The organism is Anaeroplasma bactoclasticum (genome assembly GCF_003550015.1).
GTDB lineage: Bacteria > Bacillota_I > Bacilli_A > Acholeplasmatales > Anaeroplasmataceae > Anaeroplasma > Anaeroplasma bactoclasticum.
The window spans coordinates 1-12,544 of sequence record NZ_QXEV01000040.1 but is presented as its reverse complement, the minus strand read 5'-3'; the positions used below and the strand labels follow the sequence as shown (position 1 = coordinate 12,544).

Below are 12,544 nucleotides of genomic sequence, written 5' to 3'. Positions count from 1 at the left end.
GACGAGATTTGTGGACTGTAATGGGGGTCAGATTTGACATCTCCTAAAATTGACAAAATTTCGTATGAATTTAAAAATGGGGAAACTCAAATAAATTATTTTTATTGTTGAATTTCATATTGAAATGTCTTATAATTCTTTTAGAGACCTAGAATAAAAAGGTTTTTTTATTTTGCTTTAAATTTAGTTTAGGAGGTAATTCTATTGAGAACAAAAGTCATTTTGATTTGTGAAGAATGTTTTAGTCGTAATTATACTACTACAAAGAATCCACAAAAGAATACAGAAAGATTAGAAATCAAGAAATACTGTCCAACTTGTAATAAATATACTATGCACAAGGAAACAAAGTAAGGAGAAATACTATGGCAGATGATAAGGAATTAGAAAAGAATTTACCTTTAGAGGATGAAGGTAAAGAAGAAGCAAAAGAGGAAGAAAAAGTTGCTGAAGAAGTAACTGAAAAGGTAGAAGAGGCAGTAGCTGAAGAAACTGATGAAGCTCAGGCAGAAGCTAAAGAAGAAACTGTAAAAGAAAAAAAGCAAGCAATTGGTGGACCTAAATCAAAGAAGAAAAAGAACGCAAGTACTTTTGAAGATGAAGAAGTAGCTGAAGAAGAGGTTAAGCCAGTTGAAGAAGAAAAGGCTGAAGAGACTAGCGGTAAGGCTTTAGTTGAAGCTAAGATTCGTAAGCAAATGGAAAAGAAGGCTGAAAAGGAAGCTAGCTTAGGTGTATACCGTATTGGTGAATACCTAAAGGAAGAGCATCAATGGGAAAACTGGTTATTCCTAGTTATTTCTATTATTACTCTATTACTTGGCTGCTTAATGCTTAATGGTGCACTTCAAGTAAGAAAGGATTTCCCATTAATTGGTGAATATCCAACTGTATTCGCTTGGATTTTAGTTGTACTTGCATCCTTAGGTTTAATTTATGCACTTTATCCATTCTTAAAGCCTGCATTCCCAGAATTAAAGAAGATTACATGGTTAACATGGCCTAAGTTTTTAGGAAATGCCATTCGTACATTTGTATTTATCATTGTATTAACATTATTATTTATGTTATATGATGTATTCATTACTGAATTATTAGACCTAATTATTTAAGGAGGTAAGCACATATGAAAAGATGGTATATTGTAACAACTTATTCTGGATATGAAAATTCTGTTAAGCAAGACCTAGAAAGAAGAAGAGAGTCAATGAATATGACAGATCTTATCTATCAGGTATTAGTTCCAGAAGAAATTAAAGAAGTTGTAGATAAAAAAGGTAAAAAGAAGGAAAAGGTAGAAAAGCTTTTCCCTGGTTATGTATTCGTTGAAATGGAAGTTGAAGACGAAATGGACGAAGATGCATGGTTCATGGTTCGTAACACTCCAAAGGTAACAGGTTTCTTAGGATCTTCAGGTGGAGGAACTAAGCCAGTTGCAGTTCCAAAGGATGAGATGGATGCAATCCTAGAGAAGCTTGGAATGATTCAAAAGCCAGTATTCGATATTTATGTTGGTGATAAGATTGAGGTTGCTGAAGGCTCATTCAAGGGCACTATCGGTGAAGTATCTGCTGTAAACCAAGAAAAAGAAGTAGTAACTATTTTAATCGAAATATTTGGCCGTATGACTCCAATGGAGTTCCCATTCAATCAAGTTAAGAAATTATAATAATGAATCCTCACTCAAATAGGGTGAGGATTTTTCTTTTCCTTAAGCAACATATTAAGCAAGATTTAAGCAAGATGATTACTTGGATTTTATTGATTTGACAAAAAAATGCAAGTAATATATAATATTACCGAAATGTGAGAAAAAATAAATTATTCTAATAAAAAGGTCAATATAGGGGGGGGTTTTATAAATTATTACAATATGGTATTAGAGTATATTAATACTATTGGGAAGGGTGTACCTATTTTTATTAATGAAATTGAAGAGTATATCATTGATATTCAAATGGAGATGAATGATAGAAAAGTATATAATAACGTAAAAGCCATCTTGCATAGGATGAATAATGAAGGGCTATTAGAAAAAGCTTATAGTGGAATATATTATATGCCCGTTGAAAATATATTTGGTAAAATGGCAATTGGTAATAGAGACATAATTCATTACAAATATATTACGGATAAAAAAGGGAATATTAAGGGATATATCACTGGAGCCAAGCTTTTTAATGAAGCACGTTTAACCACTCAAGTCCCAAATGTTATTGATATTGTTTCAAACGAATGTAAAAATTACAATAAATACAATAATCCAAATTTAAATGTAGTTATTAGAAAACCTAAGATTAAAATTACTAATGACAATTATAAGTATTTGCAGCTATTTGATTTAATAGAGAATAAAGACAAAATTGAAATTGAGGTTGAAAATTCAGACGAATTAATTTATAGGTTTATAAAGGCAAATAATCTTGATTTCGAGAAAATAATAAAATATGCGATGGATACAAAGAGTAGAAATGTAATTAATAAAATATTAACGCTTGCGAGGTAGAATGGATGAATCTACATAACGATAAAATATTGTTTAAACAATTTATTGATAATTTAAACGCTAAAACAGGAATAGATTCAGATATTATTGAAAAAGTAAAGCAAATCCTTTTATTTATATATAAATATTTGAAATTATTGTAAAATAAACGAGAGTCTATTTTCTTTCGAAAGCAGCCAAAAACGATTAAAAATTTATTTATTTTAGAAATAATAAATCATTTTTTACGAAAATTATTCGAAGTTTTCAGTTTTTGGATTTCAATTTAAAAAATATATTGAAATCGTTTTTCTTAAATGATATACTTATAGCACAAATGATAAAAGCAAACCCGGTGTAAATCGGCGACGCAAAGCTAGAGGGCCTTAATAGGTAAGGCAGCCAGTTACCATTTAACTTAAAAGAATGATAAGAGCAAACCCGGTGTGAGCCGGTGACGCAAAGCTAAAGGGCCTTAGGTTTGTAAGGCAGCCAGTTACCATTTGAAATAATTGGTGGGGTGATTGAAAAGCTTTGCTTTTTCTTTTGTCTAAAACCCGTTAAATAAATTGACTTGAAGGAATATTTATTTTATAATAAAGAGTAAGAAAGCGTTTTTATTATGCGCTTTATTTAGCTATAAGGATAGGAGGTCGTAGGATGAGAGTAAGAGATTTGAGATACTATTTCTTAGCAGGCGTAGTCTTAATTGTTGCCTATGCTGCTTTGGCAGTATGTTATTATCTTTCCATTCGTAATGGTAAGGTTGAAAACTCTATGATGCAGTTAGGCTTACAGGCTGCATATGTAGAATCCACTACAGTGGAAGAAAAAGTTGATTCCTATTATAATTTATATTATGGGGATGCAAATGATGATCTTGTATCTACAGATAACTCAAAAACATTTATGGTTGCGAGAAATCAAACCGGCCTAGCCTCTAAATTTGAAGAAGTATTATTAGAGGATGGCACACCATCCGGTAAATATAAACCAATATTTGCACAGGCTGCAACATTCGATGAAGCAAATTATGAAACCAGCCAAGCAAAGGATCAAAATTATTATTTCTATTATATTAAGGATGATAGTTCTAGTAATGCTTTAAATGGTAAATTAGTTGTTCGTATTGCTGCATCTACAGTTCTTGAATATGCTTTAAATGCAGAAAGACAAATGGTAATCTTCAATGATGATGGAGATATTGAATTTACTACAGTAGATTCTAATATTGGTTTTAGATTCTTAGTTGATAATATTTCTACAGAGTATGGTATTGCAGCAAATGATTTAATTAATCATAAAGATATTAATATAGTATTAAATCAACATGGTTCTTTGGTATTCTCTGCAACCTATATTGATTATTTAGACGCTTATTATGGAACAGTAATTCCTCTTGGAGATAACTTCTTAGGAATTGATTGGGTAATCCAGCAAGCAATTATTTATTTCGTTGCCGGAGTAATTGTTACAGCATTAATGCTTGGTATTATGGTACTTGGCGTTAGAAAGTGTTCACAATTACTTAGAGCTGACCGTCACGCAGTACAAGCTACTAAGGCTATGGTATTACGTATTGATCCAGCAGGAAAGATAATATTCACCAATAAAACATTTAAGCAAATGTATGGTGTAACTAGAAAGCTATTAAATGTTGATGAGTTCATTGATGTTGAAACCAATGAACCAATCATTAAAACAATTAAAGAGAATAAGGCATTTGAATGTAAGGTTCCAATGGACCTATATGATGAGGCAGATGTTAGATTCTTACATCTATCCCCATTATTCATTTCAAATAGCTATTACCTAATGGGTACAGATATTACAACAGACTATAGAATGCGTAAGCATCTGGAAATCATGTCTGGTAAGAATTCTGTAACTAAGTGTGATAATGGATTTACACTAGAAAACCAATTTGAAAAGATTTTAGAGAATAACCAAGGATATAATGTAGCATTCGTTGAAATTAACATTACAAAGCATGCAGATATTATCCAGGTATTCGGTAAAACAGTTTACAATCAGTTATTAATTCAATTATTAGATATGATTAAGGATTGCTTCATGGAGCATAAGGTATATCATATCGATGATTCTAAATTTATGGTAATTGTACCAAATGATGAATTTGCAAGTGTACAGCCATTAATTAATGAATTTCTAGATTTATTACAAAGACCTATTACAGTTAAAGCAAATAATATTTATTTAAAGAGTAAGATTGTAATTTTCAATGTTAAGCAAGGTGATTTTGCTGAAACTAAGCTAGATGATATAAGAGTTAAGCTAGACTTAGCTTATAGAAATATGGCATCCTTAACTGGTAAGGATTATATCATCTATGAGCCTACAATGGATGGTATCATTCTAGCAGCAGATGAAATGGAGCATGATATTGAAATGGGTTTAATTGGACACGAATTCCAAATGTGGCTACAGCCTCAGTTTGATGTGTTCAATAATAGAATTGATGGCTTTGAGGCATTAATTCGTTGGATGAATCCTAAATATAGAGATAAATCTCCACAATTATTCATTGAGCTTGCTGAACAGCGTGGACACATGCTAGATATTGGTAAGTTCGTAATTGCTGAATCCTTCAAGCTTGCAAAGAAGCTTGAGCCATATGGAGTACACGTTTCCATTAACGTATCTCCAGTACAGCTACTTCAGGTAGGTTTCGTACAGCAATTAATTGATGAATTTAATTCCAATGAGCTTAAGAAGGGCTCTATTGCAGTAGAAATTACAGAAACATTATTGATGGGTTCTATGCAGTTAATTACTGAAAAGCTTCGTCTATTAAGGGAAGCTGGTTTCCATATCCATCTAGATGACTTCTGTACAGGTTATTCTTCTATGTTATATTTAAAAGATTTACCAGTAGATACCTTAAAGATTGATAAGGAATTTACAAAGTATATTGAAACGAACAAGGTTCATGAGAACATTGTTAAGACAATCTGTAACTTAGGTAACGCGCTTAACCTAGATTTGATTTGTGAAGGTGTTGAAACACAAGAGCAATCCGATATGGTCAAGAAGATGGGCTGTAGAGTAATTCAAGGTTGGTTAATCGGTAAGGCAATGCCTTACGATGAGGCAGTTGAATTACTAGAGCAGTATAATACCGGAAGCAAGAAGAAGTAAGGAGGTAGTGTTATGTTATTAGAAAATAATATATCTGATGGCGGAGCAATAGTTATTGTATTCGTTGCGCTAATTTTAACATGTGGCTTAGGCTTCTTGTTCTATTGGCTAATCAAAAGAAATATACGTAAAGAAAAAGAAGAATCTGAGGTTATTGTTGAGGATGCAGTAACAAGAAGAGCAATGGAAGATTCTGTTCGTAATTATATTAAAAAGGTTGACCGTTTCGGTGCGATGACATTAATGTATGTAGATATTGATGGATTTGCAGATTTAAATGAAGTATTCGGTAAAGAAGCATGTGATTTAATGCTAAAGGAAATTGCAACAAGAATCTTAAGAGTTATTCCTTATAATGCCAGTGTATGTAGATATCAAAATGATGAATTCATGGTATTCATTAAGGATGAGGATAACTTTGCTAGACTTGAGTCTATCGCATCTAAGATTGTAACTGCAGCACAATCTCCATATCAGGTATTAATTGGTGAAACAATTACATTATCTGTATCTGTAGGTATGGCAACATATCCTAATGCAGGACAAACTTTTGAAGAATTATATTCTAACCTAGAGCTTACTACTTATGTATCTAAGCGTGATGGTGGTAATAAGTTTACAAACTTCTATGCTACAATCAAGGAAGAGGAATTAGACAATATGAACTACTTCCAGGAGGTTAAGCAGGCAATCCAGAAGAAGGAATTCGTACTTTACTATCAGCCAATTCTAAACTTAGCTGATAAGTTAATGAATGGTGCCGAAGCCCTAATGCGTTGGAATCACCCAACTAAGGGTGTCCAGTCTCCAGCAACCTTCTTAAAGGTATTAGAGCAGTCTGGAGATATCAAGTGGGTTGGTGAATGGGGTATTGAAACCATGATCAACATGCATAATACAATGCAAGAGAAATTCCCAACTGTACCACTTAGATTCTCACTAAACTTATCTACAAAGCAGCTACTTGACCCTCAGCTTGCAAACTCATTCATTGAAATCATGAATAAGCGTCAAGCTAAGCCTGAGTGGTTCATGCTAGAAGTTAATGACTTCATGATGGTAGAAAGAATTGCAGTTATTAAGACAAATATTTATAAGCTACGTGACTATGGTTTCAAGATTGCAGTCGATGGCTTCGAGCTTGATGGTCAATCTGTTCAGAATATCCAGAAGTCTCCAGTAGATGTTATTAAGCTTGGTAGAAACTTCCTTAAGGATGTTGAAAACAACTTCATGAAGGAAAGATTCTTACAGATCTTAGTTAAGTATGCAGAAGATAACAACAAAGAGCTTATCTGCGAGGGTATCGAAAATGCAGAGCTTACTAAGTATGTTAAGGAACAAAATGTATTCCTTGGTCAAGGTTATTACTTTGCTAAGCCATTATCTGAAGATGCATTCGAAGAATACATCGAAAAGCGTCAGTATCAAGTATTACTTGATGATGTATCCGCTCTTGAAGATAATGAAGCATTATTCAAGGAAATGCATTCTGATGAATTACAGGATATTCCTGCAGAAGAGGCTGAAGAGTCTCCAGAAGAATATTTGGATCGTATGGCTAGAGAAAATGCTCAATCTAGAATGGCTGAGGAAGAGTCAAATGATGAGGATTTATTAGTTTCTGACCCTAGTGATGACGATTTATTAGTCTAATTACTAAAATAGACACATTTTAAAAAATGCCTAACAAAATTTAACAAAATTAAAGGATTTTATCCCAAAATATGTTGACAACGTTTACATAGTACCCTATAATTCAGGTGTCAAAAGGCAAACCCGATGTAAGTCGGCGACGCAAAACTATAGGGGCCACGATAGGTCAGCCAGTTGTCATTTTGGAAATGTAAATCCCAAGATGGCATTTTTTATTTCTTAGGATGAAAAATGTCTTAGAAAGGAGGCAGCCTAGATGCCTAACAAGTTAGTATCGTTATGGAAAAGTAAATTTTTTAAATTGGCACTCTTGATTTTGCTATTTATAGCAGCTGCCTTGATTATTATGGCAATGTGGCTAGGTCAAGAAGCTGGTCAATTTGTTATAAGAGTTCAGTCTGGTGATGTTCAAAAGACAATTGCGGTTACACTTGATTTAGATGAGAAAAACCCACCTGCAAGCTTAGTCGCAGACCCAATGACAGATATGAACGACTATTCACCAAGATATTTCTTAAAAGAAGATTATCAGGATTTAAGAGAAATCTGTCATAATCCAGGATGGTCTCAAAAGGATAATAATTCATTATATGTTTATACATTCTATATTAAAAACACTTCCAAATCTGGTGGTGTTGGTGTAAATGTACAATTAACATATTCTAATGTAACAAATTATTGTGATGAAATCATAAGAGTATTAACTTATTATGAATCTTATAATGTATCAGACCCTCGTTTATATCAGAAGCCTGATTCTATTGAAAGGGCTGCTACACTAGATAAATATAAGGGACAAAATCTAGAAGATATTAAGATTGAGTATCCATCTTATATTATTACTCCTGCATCATTTAGAGATTCTTCTAAATCATCAGGAGGAACAGTATTTGATAATCAATCCATTAATATTGGATTTGGTCAAGGAATGAATTATGTAAAGTATTCTGTATTGTTATGGTTAGAGGGAGACGATCCTGATTCTGATTATTTCGGTGCAGCACTTTTCAATGGAACTATTAAATTTGAAATGTTAATTAAGGTTGTAATGTAACATATAAATTAAAAGTAAGGAGGTTGAGGTATGAGAAAAAGTATTACTAAAAAGTTAATAATGGGCTCATGTGCGTTAGCTGCAACAGCAGTATGTCTAACCTCAACAACCTACGCTTGGTTTGCGAGAAACGCAAACGCATGGACAGAAGAATTTGAAATCAAAATTCATACAGATGAAGGCCTTGAAATCTCTATTGATGGTACACATTTTGTAGATACCATCACAAAGAGTGAACTTGTAAAGGCTATATCACTTCAAAGATATAATTTAGTAAATGATGAAAATAAGAAATTAACTGATTTTACTAGTGATGAAATAGATGCAATGGTAAATACATATGGCGAAACAGTCTTAGGTGCTGTATCACCAAATGAGAATTGGCAATTCTATGGATTTAATACAATAGATAATGTAAAGAATCCATTAGATTATATAGATGGTGGTTATTTCAAGCCTTATGCTCTAACAGAGAATAAGCTATCAGCATCTTATCTAAAATTTGATTTATATTTTAGAGCTATTGCATCATCGAATCATCCAAAAGAAAAATACAATTTAGTATTTGCGGATAGCGCTCATGATGAAGGCTTAGGAATATCTTATATTCAAGCTGAAGAATCTGAAGTAACATTAAATAATGAGTTAAATATTTTACCTTCTTTAGATTTAAGAGATGATAGTGATCCAGCTAATCCAATCGTTAAGGGATTATTTAAATCAGGAGATAAAATCACTATCAATCCAGCAAACGCAATGCGAATTGGCGTTTCTGGAACTGAAGGAGATAGAATTTATGAGCTTAACGAAGGATATGGTTCTAGTGCATACAAAAATGCAACAGATGATCTTCATAACCCGCTAGTTAACCCAATGGTAACATATTTCAATAATACACATAAGCGTGCAGCAAATGGTCTATATTTAAAAGACTATGATACAGAATATGTTGAAACAGTTAAGAACTTTAATGATTTGTATCCTTTAGGAATTTTCCAAAGAGATTCTGAAGGTGAATATAATATTGTAAAAGCAACCTTCTATATTTGGTTAGATGGTTACGATGCAGATTATCTTGAAGGTGTGGATACAGAATCAATCCGCTTCTTCCTAAACTTTACAAAGGTGGAGGGATAAGATATGAAGCAAAAAGCAATTAAATTAATTTTATCCGGAGCAGCATCTCTTGCTCTAGCAGTTTCACTAACTGCAACAACATTCGCCTATGTATTAATTGGCAATACTGCCACAGTAGATGAATTTGACTTTAAGGTTGAAGGCCAAGAAGGCTTAATGATTTCCTTAGATGGAACTAATTTTAGCCAAGATATCACAGGAACTGAGCTAAAGAAGAAGTTAGCTAATTCTGTTGAAGCCTTTGATAATAATTATATTACTGGTACTACAATTAAGAATAGTGGTAACACAATTATAGCTGATGGAGATATCTCCTTCGTAAAAGAAAAAATCAATCGTGCTACTCACGAAAGAACTTATGTAGATGCTATTGAAAATGAAGATTATTTAAAATTTGATTTGTATTTTAAAGTGTTAAATACTAAAACAGCTGCAACAAATTATGAAGTTGTATTTGGTGAAAATACTTATATAAATGCAATTGAAGATGTTGTTCCAATCCAGCATGGATTTACAACATGGAAATATGATATTGTATATGATTATTATGCTCCAACTCCATATCATGCTAATCAAGAGATTAACCAGAATGTAGCAAACGCAATGCGTATTGGAGTTTATAATAGCGAAGTGGTATCTGATCCGCTTCAGGTATATGAGGTTTATGATAATAGTGACTTAGGTTCAGCAGCAATTACTGGTAGAACTGATGAGAGACATGACCCATATTCCTCAGTAATGATTAATTACTACAATGTTTATCATCCATTTGAAGCATTTACTACTACAAATACTACAAAGAGAGATTATAATGGAAATCTTCTTGATGGAGTATATGGAGCAGAAGATGGATATGCATTCAATACCATAAATGAATATGGTCATAAAGATGCAAATGATAAATGGATTGGAAAGAAGGTAGTATCCTTCGGTAATGAAGATGTAGTTAAAGTAACAATGCTAATCTGGCTTGAGGGCTGGGATGCAGATTACTTACTAGGTACATCCATTCAAGGATCTACATTCGCTTGCTCGTTAGAATTTGTTCTAACAGAAGTTTAAAATGCTTTAGACAGTGAAAACTGTTTAAATAAATGACTCTAACTCCCGAGAGTCAAAATCAGCGATAGCTGAAATATAAGAAAAAGGAGGTATTATGAAGCTCTTAAGAAAAACGATCTTAAGTGTAGCCGCACTAACAGTAACCGCAGTTACCTTTGCTTCAGTGACTTATGCATGGTTCCCTGGATATTCCGAGGCTAAAGTTAAAGGCTTTAACTTAACAGTTAATGGCGGACTTGGTTTCTTAGTATCTGTTGATGGAATCAACTACAAAAGTGACTTAACAAAGGATGAGATTCAAGGTGCAATGTTAGTGAAATATGCGCCAACACAGTATGGTTGGAAGTATAATGAAACTCTAGCAAAGAGCGAGTTATATCATCTAATACCAAACATTGATGATGATGGTAATCCTATTGGAGATGGTTATACTTATGGTTCGATCGTAACTGAACAAGATAAAACAATTGCATTGAATGAAATACAGCTTATGCCATTAACATCACAAAATGGTGTAAAAATGACAGACTTATTTAATTCAGAAGCATCCGTAGAAAGCGGAAGATTTATCGAGTTCCAAGTATATTTTAGAACTACAAATCTAAGAGGAGAGTATTCTAAGGTTACTACAATAGAGCCAGATACTAGATATTATATAGCAGTTGATCATCAATATGTAGAAACTAGTAAGCTTGGTATTGAAGTTAATAATACTAACGTCAACCAATTCTATTATAAAACAAGTGCAACTGATGAAACATATCAGACAGGTCTTGCTACATATAATGAAGATTATATCTATTATCAAAAGCTACCTATTGTAAAAGACATAACTGAAAAAGCACAAGATTTACTCGATGGTGGAGAAGAAGTTTTAGAATTTACAAATGGAACAAGATATGAGGTATATCTTAACGGAGAAGAAGAAACCGTTGATGCACAATACCTTAATGGTGTTAAGATTAATGATGCGATAACAATATCTCCGACAAGATTTACATCAGCAGCAACACCGGTGCAATTAGGTGCACCAATGACAACCGCAGTCAGTGGAACTCCAAAAACATTAAATACCTATACAGATATAGATGTGTATGGAGCTAACGCAATTCGTTTGTCAATCACTGATGAAAATGCATTTGAGGCCTCAGGGAGAACAACAGGATCTCTAATTTATGAGTTAAATGACTCAGAACATGGAGATTCAAATTATGGCAGCTATGCAACAAATTATAGTGATCTATATGATGTAACAAATCCTAATTATAGTAGTGAACTGGACTATGAATATGGATACAAAAATAGTGCATCATATACTTATTATACTAATCTTAAGCAAAATGATTATTTACATACTCGTTTAATGGCTTATGATGAAATCCCTACTACTATCAAGGATTTGACTGGTTCAGATAATAAGAAAATCACTACATTATCATCTGGTGAGGATGGTAAGCTAATAACATTTAGAATCTGGCTGGAAGGCTGGGATGCTGATTGTTTTGATGGCATTGGTGGATCAATACAATCACAATTATCATTCTCGTCAAAGAGAATCAATTAATTCAGGTAGTAAAAACAGTTCAAATTATTTAACAAAAACAAGCAATTATTAAAACTAAAAATCAAAGAAAAAGGAGAAAAAAACAAATTATGCTAAGTTCAAACAAAAAGTTGGTAAATAGACATCAATAATGTAAAAATAGAGTTTATACTTCAGTCAAAGTGAGGTATTTAACCATGACATTAGATGATTTAAAGAAATTAACACCCGTAGAACTAGACTTTATATCTGCACATATTTATAAATTGGTAAAGGATAGAGTAACTGAAGACACCAAGAATGAAGAAAACTTTAATCATGATCCAGATTGTTGTCCGCATTGTGGATCTCTTTCCTTCATTAAATATGGCTTTAACAAAGGAAAGCAAAAATATTACTGCAAAGACTGCAATAAATTTTTTTCTAAGACAACAGGAACGCTTTACCATCG

The 12,544-nt window shown here is 32.8% G+C and carries 11 protein-coding genes and 3 riboswitches; all 11 genes read left to right on the top strand.

Features of this window, described 5'->3' with window-relative positions; translation table 11 throughout:
* Nucleotides 1-204: 204 nt before the first annotated feature.
* The gene (rpmG, locus tag EI71_RS09380) at nucleotides 205-354 is read left to right on the top strand and encodes a 50S ribosomal protein L33 (protein ID WP_119016980.1); all 150 of its coding nucleotides are present in this window, start codon (nucleotides 205-207) and stop codon (nucleotides 352-354) included.
* A gap of 11 nt (nucleotides 355-365) precedes the next feature.
* Nucleotides 366-1,109 (top strand): preprotein translocase subunit SecE, encoded by a 744-nt coding sequence (locus EI71_RS09375; protein WP_119016979.1) that lies wholly within the window; start codon nucleotides 366-368, stop codon nucleotides 1,107-1,109.
* A gap of 14 nt (nucleotides 1,110-1,123) precedes the next feature.
* The gene (gene nusG / locus EI71_RS09370; protein ID WP_119016978.1) at nucleotides 1,124-1,666 is read left to right on the top strand and encodes a transcription termination/antitermination protein NusG; all 543 of its coding nucleotides are present in this window, start codon (nucleotides 1,124-1,126) and stop codon (nucleotides 1,664-1,666) included.
* A gap of 204 nt (nucleotides 1,667-1,870) precedes the next feature.
* Nucleotides 1,871-2,503, top strand: coding sequence for a hypothetical protein (locus EI71_RS09365; protein WP_119016977.1), 633 nt, complete (start codon nucleotides 1,871-1,873; stop codon nucleotides 2,501-2,503).
* Between the two features lie 314 nt (nucleotides 2,504-2,817).
* Nucleotides 2,818-2,896, top strand: a riboswitch (cyclic di-GMP riboswitch).
* A 10-nt stretch (nucleotides 2,897-2,906) separates the two neighbouring features.
* Nucleotides 2,907-2,986, top strand: a riboswitch (cyclic di-GMP riboswitch).
* Nucleotides 2,987-3,142: 156 nt separating this feature from the next.
* Entirely contained in the window at nucleotides 3,143-5,641 is a 2,499-nt protein-coding gene (locus EI71_RS09360) for a sensor domain-containing protein (RefSeq protein WP_119016976.1), read from the top strand.
* Between the two features lie 12 nt (nucleotides 5,642-5,653).
* A complete protein-coding gene (locus EI71_RS09355) occupies nucleotides 5,654-7,297 on the top strand; it encodes a bifunctional diguanylate cyclase/phosphodiesterase (protein WP_119016975.1) in 1,644 nt (547 codons plus the stop codon).
* A 106-nt stretch (nucleotides 7,298-7,403) separates the two neighbouring features.
* Nucleotides 7,404-7,479, top strand: a riboswitch (cyclic di-GMP riboswitch).
* 134 nt (nucleotides 7,480-7,613) lie between these two features.
* Complete coding sequence (locus EI71_RS09350; protein WP_211321103.1) at nucleotides 7,614-8,351, top strand: hypothetical protein; 738 nt, start codon at nucleotides 7,614-7,616, stop codon at nucleotides 8,349-8,351.
* Nucleotides 8,352-8,381: 30 nt separating this feature from the next.
* Nucleotides 8,382-9,488 (top strand): hypothetical protein, encoded by a 1,107-nt coding sequence (locus EI71_RS09345; protein ID WP_119016973.1) that lies wholly within the window; start codon nucleotides 8,382-8,384, stop codon nucleotides 9,486-9,488.
* A 3-nt stretch (nucleotides 9,489-9,491) separates the two neighbouring features.
* The gene (locus tag EI71_RS09340; RefSeq protein ID WP_119016972.1) at nucleotides 9,492-10,550 is read left to right on the top strand and encodes a hypothetical protein; all 1,059 of its coding nucleotides are present in this window, start codon (nucleotides 9,492-9,494) and stop codon (nucleotides 10,548-10,550) included.
* Between the two features lie 94 nt (nucleotides 10,551-10,644).
* Nucleotides 10,645-12,114, top strand: coding sequence for a hypothetical protein (locus EI71_RS09335; RefSeq protein ID WP_119016971.1), 1,470 nt, complete (start codon nucleotides 10,645-10,647; stop codon nucleotides 12,112-12,114).
* A gap of 176 nt (nucleotides 12,115-12,290) precedes the next feature.
* Nucleotides 12,291-12,544: IS1 family transposase (locus tag EI71_RS09330; RefSeq protein WP_147387592.1), on the top strand; the 254-nt coding region annotated here is incomplete at its 3' end.

What these genes read in the sequence shown, in the direction of transcription:
- EI71_RS09360 (WP_119016976.1), top strand. Translation starts at nt 3,143, where the DNA reads ATGAGAGTAAGAGATTTGAGATACTATTTCTTAGCAGGCGTAGTCTTA.
- EI71_RS09365 (WP_119016977.1), top strand. Translation starts at nt 1,871, where the DNA reads ATGGTATTAGAGTATATTAATACTATTGGGAAGGGTGTACCTATTTTT.
- nusG (WP_119016978.1), top strand. Translation starts at nt 1,124, where the DNA reads ATGAAAAGATGGTATATTGTAACAACTTATTCTGGATATGAAAATTCT.
- EI71_RS09340 (WP_119016972.1), top strand. Translation starts at nt 9,492, where the DNA reads ATGAAGCAAAAAGCAATTAAATTAATTTTATCCGGAGCAGCATCTCTT.
- EI71_RS09335 (WP_119016971.1), top strand. Translation starts at nt 10,645, where the DNA reads ATGAAGCTCTTAAGAAAAACGATCTTAAGTGTAGCCGCACTAACAGTA.
- EI71_RS09375 (WP_119016979.1), top strand. Translation starts at nt 366, where the DNA reads ATGGCAGATGATAAGGAATTAGAAAAGAATTTACCTTTAGAGGATGAA.
- EI71_RS09355 (WP_119016975.1), top strand. Translation starts at nt 5,654, where the DNA reads ATGTTATTAGAAAATAATATATCTGATGGCGGAGCAATAGTTATTGTA.
- EI71_RS09345 (WP_119016973.1), top strand. Translation starts at nt 8,382, where the DNA reads ATGAGAAAAAGTATTACTAAAAAGTTAATAATGGGCTCATGTGCGTTA.